Source organism: Nesterenkonia alba DSM 19423, from assembly GCF_000421745.1.
Lineage (GTDB): Bacteria > Actinomycetota > Actinomycetes > Actinomycetales > Micrococcaceae > Nesterenkonia > Nesterenkonia alba.
The window spans coordinates 90,587-110,796 of sequence record NZ_ATXP01000006.1 but is presented as its reverse complement, the minus strand read 5'-3'; the positions used below and the strand labels follow the sequence as shown (position 1 = coordinate 110,796).

Here is a 20,210-nt window from a genome sequence, read left to right as displayed (position 1 = left end):
CGGCTCACCACCTCACACTGAATCGTCTCGGCTGCCCAGCCCCGGGCAAGGTCACCACATCGGGTGCTGTAGCGGTGACACCCGCCAGCGGGTCGCCACCGGCCTCAGCGGCGCGTACCGGGTCCCGTTCCGGATGCAGGATATCGCCGACCACCTGGACCATCAGCCAGATCACCGCCGCCATATGTGCCACGATGCCGGCACCATAGGCGATTTCGATGAGATGGTGCCCAGCGCCAATCTGCCCACCGGAGGTGATCTTCGCGCTCATCAGCCACACTGCGGCCCAGTGGAAAACCTCTGCAGCCTGCCAGATGACGAACGACCGCAACCTCGGATTGGCCAAGACCACCAGAGGGATCAGCCACAGGACGAACTGGGGTGAATACACCTTTCCCAGCAGCAGGAAACCGGCCACGATGAGGAAACACAATTGGGCCAGACGTGGCCGTTGCGGGGCGGCCAGACCCAGCCACGCGATCGCCAGACAGCACAGCAGGAACAGTCCATTCGACAGTAGGGAGAACCCCTGCCCGTCCAGGGGCAGCCATGTGAAGGCCAACCACATGGAGGAAAAACTCACCTCACGTTCGGAGGAGAACCGGTAGAACGTGGCCCACTGGTCGAACTGGGTGAGCATGAACGGAAGGTTCACCACCAGCCACGTCCCCACGGCGGACACCAGCACCCCGGTGAAGCTACGCAACCGCCCGGTCCGCAGGCACAGCACCAGGATCGCCCCCAGGAAGAACAACGGGTAGAGCTTCATGGCAGTGCCCAGGCCGATGAGCACACCGGCCCATCCCGGACGGGACCGACCCCACAACAGCACAGCAAAGGACCCCAAGAAGACCGCCCACATGTCCCAGTTGATGGACACGGTGAGGATGATCCCGGGGGCCAGGGCCACCAGGATGGCGTCGCGAGCGCGGCTGCGTGCTGTGGAGGCCGCGGTCATGAGCACCACCGCCACCCAGCAAAGGATCGCCGCGAGGTGGTTGAGATCGTAGAAGACCAGCCGTGCGGCGTCGTCGTCGAGTCCTGTCGGCACCAGCAGGGCCAGCACCCCAGTGACCACGCCGATGAGCACCGGGTACTCCATGACCTGATCGGCGGGGACGTTGTCGATGAAGGGGAAGAGTCCCTCACTTAAGCCCCGCTCGGTGTAGAGCAGGGCGACATCGGAGTAGCACATGCGCAGGTGCTGGTCAGGGTCCGACCAGCCGTTGACCCGGCACCACTGCATCGCGGCCACCGACAGCACTGCGGCGAAGGTTGTTGCCGCTAGCAGAACCCACAGCAGTTTGGACTTCAGGTTCACCGTGCGGCTTTCGTGTAGACGTCAGAGGCTGCCCAGGAGGTGTCGGGCGTCGATAATTCTCTCAAGCGTAGCCAGCCATCGACGGCATTCCAGCGCTGTGATCTTTCCCGCACGGTGAACATGGCCGACGTCGCCGGGTCCAGCAGAGTGATGTACACCAGGTAGAGCATCGCAACGGCTGCGGCGATCCCCCGGATGAGCCACTCGTCCATCCACTGAGCCACCCACAGCTGGCCCACCATCGAAGCCAGCACCATGACGGTGAGTAACAGCACCACGAAAGTCACCACCCGGCCCCGGTACATGTGGACTACCGCATACAGCGGCAGCAGCCACAGCACGTACCACGGCTGGATCACCGAGGAACACAGCACCACCACGGTCAGCCCGTAGGCCGCCCACAGCACCGGGTTGCCTAGCCGGGGGCGCAGTAGCATCAGCGCCAGCACCACAGCTGAGAACACCCGGGCGGCGTCGTAGACGACGACGGCGACTGCCTCCGCATCCGCCTGCCCCAGCATCGCGGCCAGCTCACCTACAGCCATGCCCAGCAGACCCACAGGAGCGCCCTGCAGTACCGCGGAGCCGGCCGACAGTGCGGCGGTAAACCAGCCGAGCCCCACGCCCAGCCAGAGCCCCCCACCGATGAGCAGTGCCGCCGCGATAGAGCCGGCGACCAACCACTCGCGGAACCGTAGGGCGTAGCTGGCGGTATGCGGCAGGCTGAGCAGCACCACGAATGGCAACGCCACCAGGGCGATGGGTTTCACCGCCACAGCTGCGGTGACCAGCAGGATCGCGGCAAGCCGACGCCGCCGCAGCGCGTACCACGCACCGGCGAGCATCAGACCGATCATCAGCGGGTCGTTATGCGCGGCGGGGATGAACACCATCAGGCTCAGGGGGTTGAGCAGGCACAGCCACAGCGCCCAGCCGGGTCGGGAACCAAAAGCTTCAGCCAGCCGGGGAATGCTCCACAGCATCAGCAACACACCTGCCACCGCCAGCAACCGGAACGCGGCAACCCCCAGTTCCGGGATCCCCCCGGTACTGAACCAGATCATCTGGGCGATAACTAAAAACAACGGACCATAGGGTGAAGGGGACTCCGCCCACAGTGCGTCGGCTCCCTCCATGAACCAGCCGGGCACTTCACTGACCCCGTGCTCATACGGATTCAGCCCGGTGTGCAGTAACCGGCCCTGGGCCAGGTAGGAGAACACGTCCCGGGAGAAGATGGGAAAGCACAACAGCAGCGGGGCACCCCAGGTGAACAGGGCCCGGCGCATCAGGCCGACGGCGTCGTCGCCGGTGAGATCTGTACGCTGTGCCAGCCGCAACCAGGAACGCAACAGCAGCAGGGTCCCCACGATGAGCAGCACCGTGGAGGTGATGACCCCAACCTCGGTGGTGCGCAGCGGCAACAGCACTTCGTTGAAGGCCAGCACTGAACCTGGGGTGGTGACCAGCCAGCCCACCCCCCAGGAACCGACCATGATGAGTAACGCGGCCAGCAGTCCCTGACGCAGGGTGTGGGAGACCTCCCCTTCGGCCCCGCCGATGAGCCACCCGGTGACCGGCCAGCGGCCCAGAGCTCGGCGTGCGGTTTCGGCGTAGCGGGTCAGCACATTGCGCTGAAGACCGTGTTCACCATGGCGTTCAGACACGCGGCTGCCCTTCGTCTTCTTCTGTCCGCGGGGGTGCCGTGTGGAGTTCATCGGTAGTCAATGGCGGTTCGGGAGTCCGGCCGGGGCGCGGCCACCGCAGCCGCAGACGAGGAAGCTGCCAGCCCTGCCAGGCGACCCACCGGGTCCCCGGGTCCACAGTGAACATCAGTGCCAGGCAGGCGTAGGAAACACCCAGGGAGAGCGCCACCATCTGTTGGTCCAGTTCGAGGAATTGGTAGATGGACAGCTGGTCGGAGGCACCAAAGGCCAGGAAGAACGCCACGGTGAACACAACCCACTTGAATTGCCAGTTGGGGCGGATCCCTGTGACAGCGAACAGCGGCAGCAGCCAGAGCAGGTACCAGGGCTGGATCACCGGGGAGAGCACCACAATCGCGGTGAACGCCCACATCAGCCGGCGCACAATGTGCTGGTCCGAGCCAGTGAAGATGAGGACCAGCACGATGACCACAGAGAGGATCCGGCCAATGAGTCGCAGCGTATCCAGCGTCCAATAGTGGGTCAGTCCCAGGTTCGCCAGCATCCCGGAGATCGCGCCATCGGCGATGGCCACCGGGGACCAGAACGTCGCTCCCGTTCCGGTGCCGATGAGTACGGTCAGCCACCCGAACCCGTACCCCTGAATAAGCCCCACGGCAAGCATGATCGCCAGGGCCAGTCCCCCGACCACGATCCACTTCTTCACCCGCTGCACCCAGCTGGCACCGGGTCCGGCCCACAACAACCCGATGAATGGCAGCAGCACCATGGTGATCGGCTTGATTCCGATCGAGACGGTCACCAACACGGTGGCCAGAATCCCCCGCCCATGGGCGGCCGCCCAGATTCCGGCCAGGGCAAACCCCACCATGATCGCGTCATTGTGGGCGCTGGAGACAAAACTGATGATGAGCAGTGGGTTGGCGCAGGTGATCCACTGGGCCCGGGCGGCGTCGACCCCGTGGAGGGCGGCCAGGCGGGGAACGTAAATCATCATCATCACCACCCCGGCGAAGCAGGCCAGGCGGAAGAGGATGATCGCCAGGTCGGTGCTTTCCGAGGCGACCCACGTCACCGCCGCCTCCACCCAGAGGAACAACGGCCCATAGGGGGTGGCGTCTTCGGCCCAGATGGGATCAGTCCCCAGCTGGAACCAATTGCCGAGACTGGAGACCCCTGTCTGATAGGGGTCCTCCCCTGCTAGGACGAGCCTGCCCTGGTTGAGGTAAGCGAAGACATCCCGGGAGAAGATCGGAATAACCACTAGCTGCGGCACACACCACAGCACCACCGCGAGGTTGACGGTGCGCACACTGCCTTCAGGCCAGTCGGGGGCCTGATCCGCTGAGTGGGTGCCTTCTCCGAGGCGGCGGCCCAACCGCAGCCACGCCCGGAACATCACCCAGCAGCCCAGGGTCAGCAGCACCGTGGAGAGCACGACGCCGTCAGGTTCGGTCCGCAGCCGGATCACCCAGTCCCAGCGCGCCACCGGAGAGTTGGAGACCAGCCACCCCACCCCAAAGGACCCGGCAAGGATGAGCAGCGATCCGATGAACCCCTCGATGAGGGGTCCACGGGTGCGCTGGGCTGTCATTGTGCCTATCTTACCGGCGGGCTTTCTGCACGGCGCGGTGATCCACTGCAGTCTGCTGAACCGGCGGCCCGCCCCCGGTGCCGTCGGCGTCTCCCCGTGGGCGCCGGTCCTTCTTCTGGTCTTGTCTCACAGCATTCTGCTGCGATTCAGTGCAGTGGGAGTGGGTAAAGTGTCGGCCGTGACTGAAAGAGACGAATCCGAACAGACCGCACCAGGCGGGGACTGGTCCCACCGGATGGTGTGGATCGACTGCGAGATGACGGGGTTAAACCCCGAACGCGATGTGCTCATCGAAGTGGCCGCCCTGGTGACCGACGCTGACCTCAATGTGCTCGGTGAGGGGGTCGACGTCGTTATCCGCCCCGATCCGGCCGCACTGGAGGGAATGGAGTCCATCGTGCGGCAGATGCACACCGCCTCCGGTTTGCTCGCTGAGCTGGAAGACGGCATCTCCTTGGAGTCGGCGGAGAAGAAAGTGCTCGACTATGTCACCGCCTGGGTCCCTGAGGCCCGGACCGCTCCGCTGGCGGGCAATTCCGTCCATGCGGATAAAGCGTTTCTGCGCGTGGGGATGCCGGCGCTGACTGAGCACCTGCATTACCGGATTGTTGATGTCTCTACGGTTAAGGAGCTGGCTCGCCGCTGGTACCCAGAGGCGTTTGAGGCCAAACCTGCCAAAACCGGTAACCACCGGGCCATGGGGGACATTGTGGACTCCATCGCCGAGCTGCGGCACTACCGGCAGACGATCTTCCGCTGACCAGCCCCGGTGGACTGCCGTTCGCCGGGATTCGGCGGATGTGACCAGCGCGGGTGGCCAGTGTCGCCGGCTTAAGGCAGGGTGTGGTCGTTGTTTGTGGCACTCCACGGAGCCGATGTGCTCAGCGGGGTACTTGCGATGTATGATGATCTGCGGCGCTTTTCGGCCTGGAGAGATCGAGCTGGTCATGACCAGACGTTCATCGAGAGGTTCAACAGCGCCGGAGGTGCACCGGTCCGCTGCGATCGTGGAGTGTTTGATTCAGCAGCCGGTGGCATGTGCCTCATGGTGGGCGTAGCTCAGCTGGTAGAGCATCGCGTTGTGGTCGCGAGGGTCGCGGGTTCGAGCCCCGTCGCTCACCCCTTGGATGAGGAAAGGTCCCGGTCACGTGCCGGGGCCTTTCCCGCATCAGCTGCCGTAGACGGCGTCGAAGAACGCCAATTCCAAGTCCACGGCTCGGGAGAAGAAGTCCCTGGCGGTCTGCGGGGATGTCGGGCCCAGGCGGTCCAGTTCGCTGCGGAGGAATTCTACGAAGGCGTTGAAGTCTGGGTTGTCGTGTAAGTGGATCCACTCGGCGTGCACGAAGTTCTCTGGCCGGTGTCCCTGGGCTCGGTGGGCCCATTCGTAGTAGAGCCATTCGGCGACGTTGAGCACAGCGAGCACCGCCACATAGTCTCGAGTCTGCGCGGCTTCACGCATGATGCTGATGAAACCGGCCGTAGGTTCGGTGTCCGGCTCTGCGGCACGCCGCTGCTCGGAGACCCCCAGAGCATCGAAGGCCCGCAGGAAATACGTGTTCTCGTCACTGGCGACCATGCCGACGAATCGGCCAAACCGCAGTCGCGCCTCGAACGTGTCAGCGGTGGCGATCGCTGAACCCAGTAGCGTCACGAAAGCCTCAAGGAACCGGTGGTCTTGGATGAGATACGTGGCCATGACGTCGTCGTCGACGCGTCCAGCAATGAGCTCGTCGACGAAGCGGTGACCAACCGCCTGGTCCCAGGTGGGCTGACTCTCCGCGCGGAGGGTTTCGGTGAAGCGTGCAGTCATCGTGATGCTCCTTCTTCCTTCGCCGGCATGATCCGGACAGGTTCGGCCGGTCCCGGACAGTTGCAGTCCGATCTCAGCCCCGTACTCGGGGCACCCGTGGGATGTTCATCACGGTATCAGTCCGCCGACCCGGCAGACTGAGGTCTTAGGTCACGGCAGACCGCAGTTGGTCGGCAATGACATCAGTGAGCAAGGGTGCGACGTCGGTGCGGGAGACAAGCTCATCCAGCCGGAACCAGCGCAGTTCCTCAATCTCTGCGGCAGGTTTTACTGTGCGCAAGATCGCTGTGGCGTCCTGACCCAAGCTGACGCGGTAGTTGGTGCATACCACTGTGTGGCCGGGTTCATTGGCGGCTGCGGCGGAGAACTGGCCCATCAGTTCCAGCTGCTCAGAACGCAGGGGCAGGTCCAGTTCTTCGCGGGTTTCTCGCAACGCCGTCTGGAGCGGAGTTTCGCCGGGTTCTGGCTTACCCCCGGGCTGCATGAAGCGGCTGGTGCCTCGTTTTCTCACGGTCAGCACGCGCCCCTCGGGGTCCTGAATAACGACGGCGGCCACGTGAATCGTTTTCGACTCAGTCACCTGCGGCTCACTCACGCAATGGAGTCTATCCCTAGCCTGAAAGGACCCGGAACAGCGCGATGCCAGGCAGTGTGACCTGAGATTCACAGAAAATCCACAGAAAGAAAGATCACAGGACGATAACGGTGCTCGATCCGCGTAATGTCGGGGTTTTTCCGCTTCACGGGACGTTTGTGGTGGGTTTGACGCCCACACTCTGAGGCCCTTTACTGGAGCGCGGACATCTTTTGTGATGCGAGCGTGATCTTTCAGCTCGTACGCAGAGGACATCAGGACCGGCAGTACTGCGCCTCCCATCGACGATCTGCCGGCCCGGTGAAAACCTGCACCGACCAAGTGAGGAACAGAAGGAACATGATGAAGACTCTCTCCGTAAAGAAGATGCTCGGCGGATCTTTGGCTGCTGCCGCAGTGGCTGGCGGCGCCCTGGTGGCTCAGGCCCCCGCAGCGACCGCTACCAGCGACTGGGACCGCTTGGCCCAGTGCGAATCCGGCGGCAACTGGTCCATCAACACCGGCAACGGCTTCTACGGCGGACTGCAGTTCATGAAGTCCACCTGGGACGCCATGGGCGGTCAGCAGTACGCGGAATACCCGCACCAGGCCACTCGTGAGCAGCAAATTGCTGTGGCCACTGAGCTGCAGGCCCGCTACGGCTGGGGCCAGTGGCCTGCCTGCTCCGCCAGCCTGGGCCTCTCTGGTTCTCCCAGCGGCGGTAACGGCGGCGGCCAGTCCCAGCAGCAGGAGACTCAGCAGTCCCAGCAGAACACCCAGCAACAGAACCAGGGACAGCAGCAGCAGAGCCAGCAGTCCCAGCAGCAAAGCCAGCCTGAGCAGCAGAGCAGCTCCACCCCGCAGTTCTCCGCTGAGCCGAACACCGACGTCGACGTCTCCGACGAGACCTACCAGATCCAGTCCGGTGACACCCTGGCCAGCATCGCTGATGAGCTCGGTGTGGAGTGGACCGACCTCTGGGGTGCCAACACTGACCTCATCGAGGACCCCAACCTCATCTACGTTGGCGATGAACTGAAGGTTCCCGCCGCGGAATAATCCTCTTACCGTCCTGATATCGGTTGTGGTGCCGGACCGTTCGCGGGTTCGGCACCACAACCGTGTCCTCGTTCTTTACCCGGTGGGTCCTGGAATCACCACTGCAGCGAAGGATCCGGCGCAGACCGTCAGCAGCACTAGTTCCCACTGACCCGGACGCCGTGCTTCAATGAGCAGCCGAGACATCACCACTGACCCGGCGAGATAGACCACCACCAGCACCCAACCGAGCCAGCCTGGGGGCCACTCAGCTAAAGACTGTGGTAATCCTGCTACGCTGCGTCCAATCACCCCGATGACCGCTGCGGGTACGGCAGCCACGTTCAGCAGCAGATGAGTCACGCCGGGAGCCACAACCGAGAGCAGCGCCGCCACTGTGCCGGGAACCGTCACCAGGAGGAGCAACGGCCCGGCGAGGATATTGGCCACCACGCTGTAGGTATTCACACCCCCGGCGATGGGTAACAGCACCGGGGTGACGAAAATCTGCGAGGCAGTGGCCAGGGCCAGTGGTCCGGAAACGATAGCTGGCATCCACGGATCAAAGATCTCCTTCAACCGGCGCCCCACCAGCACGATCCCGGCTGTCGCGGCCACTGAAAGCTGGAAGGCCGGCTCCACGCAGTACCAAGGGTCATAGACCAGCAGCACAAGCACGCAGACCATCAGCAGCGACGACGACACTCTGCCTCGGCCTGCAAAGACGGCTACCGCCCCGATCCCGCCCATGACTGCGGCCCGAATAACACTCGGCGCGGGCTGGACGAGCAACACGAAGAGCACCAACCCCAGCAGCACCGCCACCGGGGTGCACCACCGCGGTGTGCGGCATATCCGCAACACACCCATCAGCGCGCCCATCACCAAGGCGCAATGGGTTCCAGAGACCACTGTCATATGGCTCAACCCAGAGACCCGCATCGCCTCGGTGAGCTCCTCATCTTGACCGGACCTGTCCCCCAGGATCACCCCGGGAAGCAGAGCAGGCGCATCTGCGACCGTGGAGGCCGCTGCACGGGAGGTCGTCTCCCGCAGGTGCCCGAAAACACCCATCAGATCGGTCCAGGCGTCTGCCGGCAGCTCGGCAAGAGGTTCTGTAGCCGGGAACAGCAACGCACTGGCGCGTTCCCCCGGATCGGTGGGGCTCGCGCGCACCTCACCGGAATATCTGACCCCAGCAGTCAGCAACCAATCCGGATGCACTCCGTGTGGAACCTGCGCGATGACCACGGCGTAAGCACCGCGTACCGGGATCCACTCCTGCTCTCCGGCTGGACGGAAACGATGCACCGTAGCGGTGGCACGAACACGCTGCTGCCCGCCCCACCCCGGCTCACGCAACGGCTGAGCATCCTCAGTGACCCGCAGTTGCACTTCAAGACGTCCGGGGTCTTCAACGGCAGCTGCCCAGCCGGTGGACTCCACGGTCTGCAACGAGAGGTAGGCAGAATGCGCCACCCCGGCACTGCAGACCGCCGCCAAACACAGATGAGCGGCGACTAATGCGGCACGTCGGTGCCGCCGCAGGAGTACGCCGGCCCCCAGTGCCAGCAGGCTCACCACAGTTGCTGCTGCACTGAGCCTGACAGCGTAGGAAGCCGTCGCGTGGACACAGACCAGTGCGATGGCCCAGGCACTCAGGGCCGCTGGCACCAGTCTGAAGTCCAGCCGGTTGCGTCGATCGTCAGCCGTAGGCACGGGGACGGGGGCCGAACCGCGCTGGGCAGATGAACTGATCCCGCTCACCAGGTGACCAGGTCAGCGATGTTCTCCAGGACAGCGGGACCAATGCCGCTGACCGCTTCCAGCTCCTCCACCGAACCGAATTCCCCGTGGGTCTGTCGGTGGGTGATGATGCGTTCGGCCAATGCGGGGCCGATCCCCGGCAGGGTTTCTAATTCGGCGGCATCAGCGGTGTTGATGTTGACCTTTTGACCATCACCGTCTGCATCCGCCGCGGTGTCGGCGGCCTGGGGTGGACTCATTCCAGCCTCGGCCTCCTCCTGGGTGGGAACCCAGATGAGCGTGCCGTCTTCGGCTTCAGCCGCCAGGTTGACCGCCTCGGCGGCTGCGTCCTCGGTGAGCCCTCCGGCAGCTTCCACAGCGTCAAGAACTCGGGCTCCTGGTTCCAGTTCCACGACTTGCGGATCCTCGACCGCCCCCGCTACGTGGACCATGAGGTTGGCGTCCATCTCGCCCTGCCGAGCTTGGTCTGCCTCTCCCCCGTCCCCTGGAGAATCGTCGCCGGAGGCGGTGTCCCCAGAGCCAGCGTCTGAGTCTGCACCGGCAGCCTGGGGTTCTGGTGGATCGGGGAGTTCCTCCCCGGCACGATGTGCCCCGCTGAGCCAGGAGACCACTAGCCAGGTCACCACGGCGGCGACCACCACGATCACTGCCGAGAGCCGGAGGGAGAATCGCGCCGGCGCGGCGTGGGCCGCCTGCCGGGCCTGACGCATACGCTCTCGCCTGCTGAGGACCGGTTCATCCTCCCAGAGCGGATCCTCACCGACATCGACCTGTTCCGCGCTGATGCCCTGCGCGCCGACAGTCTGCGGTTCGGGGCTAGGCCGTTCGGGGTTAGGCAGTTCGCTGCTCAGTGTGTCATAGCGGGCCATATCCGCACCGTAGAGGGGTCCATCCCCTCAACGGTTCACAGGTGGCACCCCCTGTGGATAGATCGGCGTGCCGCAGTTGGTCAGCGCGCCGGGGTGGAAAAGTCCTTCGCGCAAGACCTCTGAGGCCTGCACCGCGATGGGACAGTCCTGCCGAGTGGGCAGCGCAACTGAAGTGACCTGGCAGGCAGCTCAGCCAGAGGGCGGGGGTGCGGCGTCGACAGCGACCGCGAGGGTCCCCAAGCCGAGGTGGGCACTGAGTGCCGGTGGTAAGTTCACCACATCAACGCTCTGGCCCGGTGCGGTCTCATCCAGCTGGTGCCTCAGCCGCTCAGCCAACCATCGGGCTCCCTGGGGGTCAGCAGCGTGATGCACTGTGCAGCGCCTCACCTGGCCCTGCTGGGCCGCGTGAAGGGTCTGCTCGAGGAGTTTCTGCTGGGCTGTCTGCCAGGTGCGCGGCCTCGCCACGGGCTGGATTCGCCCGGCCTGAAGGTGCAGCACTGCAGTGATGTGCATCAAAGAACCGAGGGCGGCCACGGGCCCACGGAGCCGCCCGGAGAGACGCAGCCGCTCCAGGCTTGGTACCGCGAAAACCACCCGGGCGGCTTCGGCGGTGCGCTGGGCCGCAGCGATCACCTCCTCCACCCTCCCGCCGGCTTCAGCCACCCGGGCTGCGTCCTCCGCAGCCCACCCCAGAGGCGCTCCGGCCTGCCGGGAGTCAACCACGTGTACCTGCGCTGCAGTGTTTGCGGCACCCAGGCGAGCAGAGTCCACCGTGCCGGAAAGCTCCCCGGAGAGATGTACCGACACGATGTGCTGGTACCCCTGGGCAAGAAGCTGGTCGTACGTCTCAGCAAAAACCCCCGGAGAGGGACGGGAGGTGCTCACCGGCTCACCAGAGGCCAGGGCCAGCTTCAGGCGTTCCTCGAGGTCCGCAGAGCCTTCAGGAAAGCTTTGCTCCCCAATGGTGACCGGAATAGAGACCACGCGGAGTCGCCCCCGTGAGGCAAGACAGCCGGCTGAATCGGTGACAACGGCGATCATCGCAGCAGGCTTCCCACCGTGGGCACATCAACCCGTGACGACGTTGACGAGCCTCGGCTCCCGGACGATCACCTTGCGCACTCCCCCACCTTCGGTGATGTAGCGCTGGATCTTCGGCAAGGCCAGGGCGCGCTGCTGAAGTTCCTCCGCGCTGATGTCCGCGGGCACCTCCAATTTGTCCCGTAGTTTGCCCTTGACCTGCACCACGGCGGTCACGGTGTCCTCCACCAGCAGGGACTGCTCGACCTGCGGCCAGGTGGAGTTAGCCACAGAGGGCTCATGCCCCAGTAACGCCCACATGTCCTCGGCGGTGTAGGGAGCCACCAGGGACAGAAGCTGGGCGGTGGTCTCAGCCGCCTCTCGCACGGCGGGGTCAGCTGGCCCGGCCCCGGAGTCGATCTCCTTGCGTGCGGCGTTGACCAGCTCCATCAAACGCGCGACGACGACGTTATATTTGCGATCCTCAAGCAGCGCCTCAGCATCAGCGATGGTCCGGTGGGTCACCGCACGCAACGGCTGGGCCCCTGCAGTGGGATCAGCTCCCGGCGCGCTGGTGACATCCTGCGCCAGGCGCCAGGCGCGGGAGAGGAACTTCGCCGAACCGGAGGGGCTGACATCGGCCCAGTCGACGTCGTCTTCCGGCGGGGAGGCGAAAACCATGGTCAGGCGTACGGCGTCGACCCCGTATTTGTCCAGTTGCTCTCCGAGGTCCACCCCATTGCCCAGGGATTTGGACATCGCCTTGCCACCGTTGAGCACCTGCCCTTGGTTCAGCAACGCGCTGAACGGTTCGGTGAAGTTCACCAGACCCATATCGTGGAGCACCTTGGTGAAGAACCGGGAGTACAGCAGGTGGAGAATAGCGTGCTCCACGCCACCGACGTACTGGTCCACCGGCAGCCACTGGTTGGCTCGCTCGGTGGAGAAAACCTCTTGGCTGTTCCGCGGGTCCAGGTATCGCAGGTAGTACCAGGACGAGTCGACGAAGGTGTCCATCGTGTCTGTGTCCCGGGTGGCGGTCTTCCCACATTCCGGGCAGGACACTGTGGTCCACTCGGCGTGAGCGGCCAGGGGGGACTTGCCTTTAGGTGCCAGTTGTTCACCGCGCATATCGGTGGGCAGAGTCACCGGCAGCTGATCCTCCGGGACCGGAACTTCTCCGCAGTCAGCGCAGTGAACCACCGGGATCGGTGCGCCCCAGAACCGCTGGCGGGAAATCAGCCAGTCTCGCAGCCGGTAGTTGACCTCGGCGCGCCCCACGCCCTCATCCTCGAAGACCTCGATGGCCTTCTCGATGGCCTCCTGCTTGGGCAGACCTTCCCAGCGCGGGGAGTTGATCGCGGTCCCCTCACCGGAGGCCGCCGTCCCGGTGGAGGCCGGGTGCTCCTCCCCGGTGTCCACCACCACGGTGACCGGCAGGTCCATGGCCAGGGCGAATTCCAGATCCCGCTGGTCGTGAGCGGGCACACCCATCACAGCACCGGTGCCGTAATCGGCCAGCACATAATCGGAGGCCCAGATCGGCAAACGCTCACCGGTCAGGGGGTGAAGAGCGTAACTGCCCAGGAACACCCCGGTCTTCTCCCGGTCGGCGGATTGCCGCTCGATTTCGGAGACGCTTTTGAGCTTCTCCCGGTAGCTGTCCAACTCGGCGCGCTGGGCCTCGGTGACCAGTTCTTCGGCCAGCGGCGCATCGGCGGCCACCACCATGAAGGTGACACCGTAGAGGGTGTCTGGCCGGGTGGTGAACACCTCGATCGGACCAACCTCGGCGGCGTCGTCGGCGATATCAAAACGCACACTGGCCCCGGTGGAGCGGCCAATCCAGTTGCGCTGCATCGCCAAGACTCGCTCCGGCCAGGTGCCTTCAAGCTGTTGCATGTCCTCGAGCAGCCGGTCGGCATAGTCGGTGATCTTGAAGTACCACTGGTTCAAGGACTTCTTCGTCACCGGGGTCTTACACCGCTCACAGGCACCGTCAACGACCTGCTCATTGGCCAAGACGGTCTGGCAGCTGGGGCACCAGTTGACCGGAGAGTCCTTCCGATACGCCAGGCCCCGCTTGTAGAACTGCAGGAACAGCCACTGCGTCCACTGGTAATACTCCGGGTCGGAGGTGTGCAGTCTGCGACTCCAGTCCGCGCTGATCGCATACCGGCGGAAACTGGCGGCCTGGGTGTCGATATTGGCGTAGGTCCACTCCGCAGGATGCGCATTGTTCTTGATGGCGGCGTTTTCAGCCGGCAGCCCGAAGGAGTCCCACCCGATGGGGTGCAACACGTTAAACCCGCGCATCCTCCAGTAGCGGGCGGGCACATCCCCGATGGCGAAGGCCTCGGCATGCCCCATGTGCAGATCCCCCGAGGGGTAGGGGAACATATCGCAGACGTATTTGCGAGGCCGCGTGTTGTCGTCGAGGTCGGCGGCGAACGTGCCGTCCTGTTCCCAAAACGGTAGCCAGCGGGCCTCGATCTCGCGGAAGTCGTAGCTGGCTTTCTCGCTGCGCGCGGCGGTCTCGCTCACCTGAATCGGGCACCTCACACTCATGCGGTCATGGACATTGACGGTGAGGCCCGGTTCTGTGGGTCCCGGTCACCGTCGGGGACAGTCTATGAGGTTACGCCATCAGACCGGCGACCGCGGACCACACCGCTACCCATCAGGCCGGCCTCAACGAGACCAGACCAGCTCATCGAGGACCGAGCGGCCCTTGAAGGGGACGACGACGCCGGCTCGGTAGGCTTGGTGCCTGTGACCTCCTCTGCCCCCGCCACCACAGGCGATCCGGTCCCCTGGACCGGTTATCCCCACCGGCCGGGTACCCGGCGTGATGTCCAGCTCCGCTTCACTGTGCCAGACCAGCCAGTCGGAGCCGAGGGCCCTGCCGGCGACGATGACACAGCCAGAAGCAATGGCGCGGCGCCGCGGCACGGTCGAGAGGCTACATGCCGGACTGCACTGTGGCACTACACCCCCACCGTTGAACCGGCGTCTCAACGGCGGCTGATGTTCGTCCATGGCTTCCGGGGAGACCACCATGGGATGCAACTGATCGTCGATGCCCTGCCGGAGTTCGAGGTGGTCGTTCCCGATCTGCCCGGTTTCAACGCCACCGAGCCGGTCCGCGACCCGGCCACCGGTGCCACACTGCCGCATACTCTGAGCACGTATCACCGGTTCGTCGAAGCGGTGGCCGCGCACCTGGGCTTCACCACTGATGATGTGCTCTTCGGGCATTCCTTCGGCACAATCGTCACCGCCGCGCATATCGCCTCGGGGGTGCGGGACTGGGCGGGACTGGTGTTGAGTGCCCCGATCAGTGATCCGGTGTTTTCCGGACGGTTGCTCCCCGGAGCGTGTGGAGTGGAGCTCTACTATGCACTGAGCCGCCTGCTGCCAGAAGCTGGCGGCAATGCCCTGCTGCGCTCCCGGTTCGCCATGGCGGTGACGAACCTGACCATCGGTGTCGACGACGATCCGCTGGTCCGCGCCTTCGTCAAGGACCAGCACCACCGGTACTTCGGCACCTACACCGACCGGCAGACTCTTCTTCAGGCCTACCGGGCCTCGAGCCGGCATACCGTGACCGAGGTCGCCGACCGGCTGAACCTGCCGGTGCTGCTAGTGGCCGGGGCCAAGGACCAGCTCAGCACGCGAGCCGGCCGGGCAGCGCTCCAACAGCGGCTACCGCACGCGCGGATGGAGCTGGTGCGCAATACCGGACACCTCATCCACTACGAGCGACCCGCTCAGCTGGCCCGCGCGATGCGGCGATTCATCTCAGATCTGGAGGCTAGCGACGTCGTCGACGGCGACTCGCAGCGCCCGCCCAGCTCCGGCCGGTGAAGCGCTGGCTGTGCGACGCACTCGGCGCATCTCGGCAATGACCTGGTGAGCCTGGGCGTAGCTGAAGAACAGCAGCCACCGGTGACCGCCCTCCACCGGGGCCGGACCGATCCACTCCAGGCCTTCGGGGAGGCGGACCCGGGCGATGAGCTCCTCAGCCTCGGTAGCGTCCCCGGTGACGCTGAGGACCCGGCGAGCCGGGGGCAGGCCGACCTCCAACCGGCGGTAGAGCTCTCGGCGGGCGTATCCGATCGGGTCCCAACGCACCAGGGCGGCGGTGAGTTCCTCGTCGGCGGCGGTGACCACCACCGCACCGGAAGTCTCCTGGGAGCGGACCAGCCCGGCCGCCCGAAACCAGGAGGCCAGCACCTGCCGGGGCACATCGAGTCCTTCCCTGCTGAGCCGAGCGTCCCCGTCGAGCAGTACCGCGGCACTGTAGCCGGTGGGGGCCACAGGTTCCAGGCCGGGAGTGGCGACCACCAGGGCCGGGGCGTGCCCCACTTCCGCCACGGGGTGGTCGGAGGTAGATGAGATCACCGGCACCTGGGGGAAGGCCCGGCCCAGTTCGTGGGAGGTCCGGTCAGCTCCACGCGAACCGGCGCGGAACTGGGCTCCACCGCATTCCGGGCACCGGTGCCGGCGGTGGTGCAGTCCGCACCACCGGCAGCGCAACGTGGCAGATTGCTGGTGGTGGACAGGCAGACTGAGTGGACCGGAGCAGTCGGGGCACTGTTGGCGGGTGCTGCACCGGGAGCACAACACCGCAGGGACATAGCCGGCCCGACCCACCTGGATGAGCACCGGCCCGGTGGTCAGCCCCTCAGCGGCGGTCCGGTAGGCGGCGGCCGGCATTCGGGCACGCCGGGCCATGGGGTCGTGCTCCAGTTGGTAGGAGTCGTGGGTGGAGATGACCCGGGGAGCCTGTTGCCGCTGCATGCGTGCCGGCGGGGTGAGCTCGGCCAGCCAGCCGCGTTCCGCCAGCCGTTGGACTTCCAGGCTGCGGTGCCCCGAGAGGAAGAGAATCGCGGCACCGGTGTCCACGGTCCGTAAGAGGGCCACCTCCCGAGCGTGGTGGTAGGGGGCGCGGGGTTCGCTCAGAGTGGTCTCATCGTCGTCGACCATGATGATGACCCCCAACCGCTGTACGGGCGCGAAGACCGCGGAACGGGTTCCCACTGCGACCTGGGCGGTGCCGTAGCGCAACCGCAGAAAGGAACGGAATCGGGCGGTGGGCCCGAGGTCAGCAGTCAGTTCGGCGACCACTTCATCCCCCAGAGCTTCTCGGAGGAGGCTAGCCATCCGTTGAACGTCCCGCTGGTCGGGGAGCACAACCACAGCACCGTGACCTCCCACCAGGGCTGCCTGCACCACGGCCAGGGCGCTGGCTACCCAGCCACCAGGTCCGAAGCCGGCGACCCCACAGAGTGCCGCCCGAGGCCCGGCAGGTGAGCCGGAATGTGCCGAGGCTAGGTGGGTGAGGAACTCCTGCAGGGAGTGGGGGATGTCGTCTACTGGTGACGGCTGGACCGCCGGTGGGGTCCAGCCGGGCTGCAGTCCGGTGAATTCTCGTTCCACCCGCACAACCCGGTGCGGCACCGCCGCCCGGATGACATCAGAGGTCACCCCCGCGTAACGGGTCGCCACTTGTTCACACAACCGGCGGATCTCCTCATCCAACAGCGGAAGAGCGGAGACCACTTTACTGATGGGGCTCAGTTTCACCGCGGTGCCCGGTTGCGCACTGCGGGAGAGAACCCAACCGGACATCTCCCGCCCCGAGAACCGCACTTTGACCCGTCCGCCAGGCACCACCCGGGTATCCAGCTCCGCGGGTACCGCGTAGTCGAAGGGCCGGTCCAGGTGTGGGACGGGACTTTCCAAGAGCACCTGGGCCACCGGCAGGCGCTCTGCGGTACCGGCGGGCAACGGCGGCGGGACGGCCAGCTCGCTGGCCAGGCCGTCGAGCAACGGCTGGCGGGTGGCACGGCCGGCAGGGGGCTCCGGGTCCGCGCTGGTCATGTCTTGATAGTACGTTCCACCTCGGAGAACTCGTCAGTCCGATTCAGGCGGAGAAGAACGACCGCAACTGCTCGACCCGGTTGGTCTGCTCCCAGGGGAAGGCGTCATGTCCGAAGTGCCCGTTTTTGGCGGTCTCGGCGTAGAGGGGGCGCTTCAACTGCAGATCCTCGATGATCCCGAGGGGCCGTAGGTCGAACACTTCCCGAATGGCAGCCGGGATTCGCTGCGGATCCACCTGCTCGGTACCGAAGGTCTCCACGTAGATACCCACCGGTTGGGCCCGGCCGATGGCGTAGGCGATCTGGATCTCAGCCCGGCCAGCGAGACCGGCGGCCACGACATTCTTAGCGACCCACCGCATGGCGTAGGCGGCTGAGCGATCCACTTTGGAGGGGTCCTTGCCGGAGAAGGCACCGCCTCCGTGGCGGGCGAATCCCCCGTAGGTGTCCACGATGATCTTCCGGCCGGTGAGTCCGGCGTCCCCGACCGGCCCACCGATAACAAAGGGCCCCGAAGGGTTGATGATCTCATCGACATCAGCGGTATCCAGCCCTGACTCGGCGATGACAGGGGCGATGACATGTTCGGAAATCTCGGCGTGCAGTTGGGCCTGGGTGGTCTCTACCGTGTGCTGGCTAGAGACCACGACAGTGTCCAAGCTCACGGGAGTCTCCCCGTCGTAACCGATGGTGACCTGAGTTTTGCCGTCGGGGCGCAGGTAGTCCAGTTCCCCTGAGGTACGCACCTCAGTCAGTCGCGCTGAAAGCCGGTGGGCGAGGCTGATCGGCGTCGGCATCAAAGAAGGGGTCTCACGTGTGGCGTAGCCGAACATGATGCCCTGATCTCCGGCACCCTGGGCGTCACGGGGATCGGAGGCCTCTCCGGTGCGGGCTTCCAGAGAGTTGAAGACGCCTCCAGCGATCTCTGCTGACTGCTGGCCGATGGAGATCGTCACCCCACAGCGGGCGCCGTCGAACCCATTGGCTGAGGAATCGTATCCAATGCCCAGCAGCGTGTTACGCACAATGTGGGGGATCTCCACATAGGCGTCAGTGGTGACTTCTCCGGCGACGTGAATCAGACCGGTGGTGGTGAGCGCTTCCACCGCAACACGCGATTCGGGGTCCTTGGCCAGCAGAGCGTCGAGGATTGAGTCGGAGACCTGGTCGCAGATCTTGTCCGGGTGCCCGATGGTCACCGACTCCGAGGAGAACAGGCGCAGGTCGTCTCGTATACTCACCGGGTCATCCTATCGCTGAGGGCATCGCGCCGTGGGCGGCGCGTGAGAAATTCGTCATAGCCGACGACGACGGCTCACCCAGGTGTGTGCCGAAGCAGTCGCCACCTCTGACTGCCTGGTCAACAGGGCCTCAGCCCTGGTGGGTCAAAACAGTGGCGGTATGTTCCACGATGCGCTCGGCGGCCTCATCTTTAGTTCCTCGAAGGGTGACCGGATCTGTCCCCAGTACCGCGTGATACTGCGGTGCCGAGAGAATATGCACCTCCGTGCTGTCCTGGCCGAAGACCAGTCCTTCCCCGACTCGGTTCAGCACCAGAAGGTCACACCCTTTACGTTCCAGTTTCTGCTGCGCCAACTGCAACGGGTCGGTGTGCTCGTCCCCGGTTTCGGCGGCGAAGCCGACGATGACCCGCGGGCCGGCGGCCCCTGCTCGGCGACGCCGTACCGTCTCGGCGAGGATGTCTTCTGTGGTGGTCAGCTCGATCACGGGGGCGCCGTCGAAAGTCTTTTTGATCTTGGTCTGGGAGCTGGCCGCGGGGCGGAAGTCCGCTACCGCGGCGGCCATAATGAGCACATCGGCTTCATCGGCCCTAGACAGCACGGCTCGGCGGAGTTCAGCGGTGGTTTCCACCCGGACGATGTCGATACCTTCGGCCGGGGTGGGCAGCCCACCGTCTGTGACTGCGGCGATCAGCTGGACCCGTGCCCCGGCGCGCGCAGCGGCACGGGCGAGGGCGATGCCCTGTTTGCCGGAGGACCGATTGCCCAGATACCGCACCGGATCCAGGGGTTCCCGGGTCCCCCCGGCGGTGACGACCACCCGGGCCCCGGTCAGCGGGCCTGTGCCTGGCGAAGAGGCTGACTCCGTGGCCGGTTTCGCCGAAAGGATCTCCTCGATTCGGGCTGCGATCTGCTCGGGTTCAGGCATCCGCCCGGCGCCGGAGTCAACCCCGGTCAGCCGCCCTGTGGCCGGTTCCATGATCTCAAGACCGCGCTGCTGCAGCACTGCGACATTGTCCACAGTGGCCGGGTGCTGCCACATTTCGGTGTGCATGGCCGGAACCATCAGCACAGGAGCTCGGGTCACTAATAAGGTGGAAGTCAGCAGGTCATTGGCCATTCCGGCCCGCACTCGGGCCAGCAGGTCCGCAGTGGCAGGTGCGACCACCACCAGATCGGCCTGCTGACCCAGCCGCACGTGCCGGACCGTATCCACGCTGTCGAAGACCCCAGTGGTCACCGGGCGGCCGCTGAGTGCCTCCCAGGTAGCCCGGCCGACGAACTTCTCGGAACTCGGCGTGGGCACAACGTCGACCGTGTGACCGGCCTCCGTGAGGAGCCGTAGCAGGTGCGCCGACTTATAGGCGGCGATGCCGGCGGTAACACCGAGGACGATGCGCATGGGATTTTCAGGCGTATCGTCC

16 protein-coding genes, 1 tRNA gene and 1 riboswitch are annotated in these 20,210 nt (G+C 65.2%); of the genes, 4 read left to right on the top strand and 13 right to left on the bottom strand.

The window, feature by feature from the left end; all coding sequences use genetic code 11:
• Positions 1–4: 4 nt before the first annotated feature.
• From H578_RS0106450 to mptB (H578_RS13795), 3 genes are read right to left on the bottom strand one after another with little or no spacing between them, the layout of a single operon-like run.
• A complete protein-coding gene (locus H578_RS0106450; RefSeq protein ID WP_022872875.1) occupies positions 5–1,321 on the bottom strand; it encodes a glycosyltransferase family 87 protein in 1,317 nt (438 codons plus the stop codon).
• A complete protein-coding gene (gene mptB, locus H578_RS13800) occupies positions 1,318–2,988 on the bottom strand; it encodes a polyprenol phosphomannose-dependent alpha 1,6 mannosyltransferase MptB (RefSeq protein ID WP_156837237.1) in 1,671 nt (556 codons plus the stop codon). The genes H578_RS0106450 and mptB (H578_RS13800) overlap by 4 nt, the downstream gene beginning before the upstream one ends.
• A complete protein-coding gene (mptB, locus tag H578_RS13795; protein ID WP_022872873.1) occupies positions 2,981–4,582 on the bottom strand; it encodes a polyprenol phosphomannose-dependent alpha 1,6 mannosyltransferase MptB in 1,602 nt (533 codons plus the stop codon). Before mptB (H578_RS13795) ends, mptB (H578_RS13800) begins: the two co-directional genes overlap by 8 nt.
• Positions 4,583–4,760: 178 nt before the next feature.
• On the opposite strand from mptB (H578_RS13795), the gene orn reads away from it, so the two are divergent.
• The gene (gene orn / locus H578_RS13790; RefSeq protein WP_342664310.1) at positions 4,761–5,342 is read left to right on the top strand and encodes an oligoribonuclease; all 582 of its coding nucleotides are present in this window, start codon (positions 4,761–4,763) and stop codon (positions 5,340–5,342) included.
• A 288-nt stretch (positions 5,343–5,630) separates the two neighbouring features.
• Positions 5,631–5,703 (top strand) — tRNA-His (locus H578_RS0106430).
• Between the two features lie 47 nt (positions 5,704–5,750).
• On the opposite strand, the gene H578_RS0106425 is transcribed toward H578_RS0106430, so the two are convergent.
• Positions 5,751–6,392: a TenA family protein gene (locus H578_RS0106425; RefSeq protein ID WP_022872871.1), complete on the bottom strand. Its 642-nt coding sequence runs from the start codon at positions 6,390–6,392 to the stop codon at positions 5,751–5,753.
• Positions 6,390–6,498, bottom strand: a riboswitch (TPP riboswitch). Its footprint overlaps the gene before it by 3 nt.
• 39 nt (positions 6,499–6,537) lie before the next feature.
• On the bottom strand, positions 6,538–6,987 hold the full coding sequence (locus H578_RS16590; RefSeq protein WP_245554928.1) for an NUDIX hydrolase: 450 nt from the start codon (positions 6,985–6,987) through the stop codon (positions 6,538–6,540).
• Positions 6,988–7,329: 342 nt separating this feature from the next.
• Here H578_RS16590 and H578_RS0106415 point away from each other — a divergent pair, with 342 nt between their 5' ends.
• Entirely contained in the window at positions 7,330–8,025 is a 696-nt protein-coding gene (locus tag H578_RS0106415; protein WP_022872869.1) for a LysM peptidoglycan-binding domain-containing protein, read from the top strand.
• Positions 8,026–8,100: 75 nt separating this feature from the next.
• On the opposite strand, the gene H578_RS0106410 is transcribed toward H578_RS0106415, so the two are convergent.
• The 5 genes from H578_RS0106410 to H578_RS16420 form a co-directional block, all read right to left on the bottom strand.
• Positions 8,101–9,678 carry a ComEC/Rec2 family competence protein gene (locus H578_RS0106410; RefSeq protein ID WP_169558506.1) on the bottom strand — a complete coding sequence of 526 codons (1,578 nt, stop codon included), beginning with the start codon at positions 9,676–9,678 and terminating at the stop codon, positions 8,101–8,103.
• A gap of 89 nt (positions 9,679–9,767) precedes the next feature.
• Positions 9,768–10,640 carry a ComEA family DNA-binding protein gene (locus H578_RS13785; RefSeq protein ID WP_022872867.1) on the bottom strand — a complete coding sequence of 291 codons (873 nt, stop codon included), beginning with the start codon at positions 10,638–10,640 and terminating at the stop codon, positions 9,768–9,770.
• 189 nt (positions 10,641–10,829) lie between these two features.
• On the bottom strand, positions 10,830–11,681 hold the full coding sequence (locus H578_RS13780) for a DegV family protein (RefSeq protein WP_022872866.1): 852 nt from the start codon (positions 11,679–11,681) through the stop codon (positions 10,830–10,832).
• A gap of 27 nt (positions 11,682–11,708) precedes the next feature.
• Complete coding sequence (leuS, locus tag H578_RS0106395; protein WP_022872865.1) at positions 11,709–14,204, bottom strand: leucine--tRNA ligase; 2,496 nt, start codon at positions 14,202–14,204, stop codon at positions 11,709–11,711.
• Between the two features lie 147 nt (positions 14,205–14,351).
• Positions 14,352–14,612 carry a hypothetical protein gene (locus tag H578_RS16420; protein ID WP_169558505.1) on the bottom strand — a complete coding sequence of 87 codons (261 nt, stop codon included), beginning with the start codon at positions 14,610–14,612 and terminating at the stop codon, positions 14,352–14,354.
• 75 nt (positions 14,613–14,687) lie between these two features.
• Between H578_RS16420 and H578_RS16415 the strand changes: the two genes are divergently transcribed.
• Positions 14,688–15,527, top strand: coding sequence for an alpha/beta fold hydrolase (locus H578_RS16415; protein ID WP_281163348.1), 840 nt, complete (start codon positions 14,688–14,690; stop codon positions 15,525–15,527).
• Here H578_RS16415 and H578_RS16680 read toward each other — a convergent pair.
• From H578_RS16680 to coaBC, 3 genes are all read right to left on the bottom strand, one after another.
• Positions 15,462–17,546 carry a primosomal protein N' family DNA-binding protein gene (locus tag H578_RS16680; RefSeq protein WP_022872863.1) on the bottom strand — a complete coding sequence of 695 codons (2,085 nt, stop codon included), beginning with the start codon at positions 17,544–17,546 and terminating at the stop codon, positions 15,462–15,464. The two genes, H578_RS16415 and H578_RS16680, sit on opposite strands and share 66 nt — an antisense overlap.
• Positions 17,547–17,589: 43 nt before the next feature.
• Positions 17,590–18,780, bottom strand: coding sequence for a methionine adenosyltransferase (gene metK / locus H578_RS0106380; protein ID WP_156837241.1), 1,191 nt, complete (start codon positions 18,778–18,780; stop codon positions 17,590–17,592).
• Positions 18,781–18,916: 136 nt separating this feature from the next.
• Positions 18,917–20,188 (bottom strand): bifunctional phosphopantothenoylcysteine decarboxylase/phosphopantothenate--cysteine ligase CoaBC, encoded by a 1,272-nt coding sequence (gene coaBC / locus H578_RS0106375; RefSeq protein WP_022872861.1) that lies wholly within the window; start codon positions 20,186–20,188, stop codon positions 18,917–18,919.
• Positions 20,189–20,210: the final 22 nt, after the last annotated feature.

What these genes read in the sequence shown, in the direction of transcription:
- mptB (WP_022872873.1), bottom strand. Translation starts at nt 4,582, where the DNA reads ATGACAGCCCAGCGCACCCGTGGACCCCTCATCGAGGGGTTCATCGGA.
- H578_RS0106425 (WP_022872871.1), bottom strand. Translation starts at nt 6,392, where the DNA reads ATGACTGCACGCTTCACCGAAACCCTCCGCGCGGAGAGTCAGCCCACC.
- H578_RS0106415 (WP_022872869.1), top strand. Translation starts at nt 7,330, where the DNA reads ATGAAGACTCTCTCCGTAAAGAAGATGCTCGGCGGATCTTTGGCTGCT.
- H578_RS13785 (WP_022872867.1), bottom strand. Translation starts at nt 10,640, where the DNA reads ATGGCCCGCTATGACACACTGAGCAGCGAACTGCCTAACCCCGAACGG.
- H578_RS13780 (WP_022872866.1), bottom strand. Translation starts at nt 11,681, where the DNA reads ATGATCGCCGTTGTCACCGATTCAGCCGGCTGTCTTGCCTCACGGGGG.
- H578_RS16415 (WP_281163348.1), top strand. Translation starts at nt 14,688, where the DNA reads ATGTTCGTCCATGGCTTCCGGGGAGACCACCATGGGATGCAACTGATC.
- H578_RS16680 (WP_022872863.1), bottom strand. Translation starts at nt 17,546, where the DNA reads ATGACCAGCGCGGACCCGGAGCCCCCTGCCGGCCGTGCCACCCGCCAG.
- coaBC (WP_022872861.1), bottom strand. Translation starts at nt 20,188, where the DNA reads ATGCGCATCGTCCTCGGTGTTACCGCCGGCATCGCCGCCTATAAGTCG.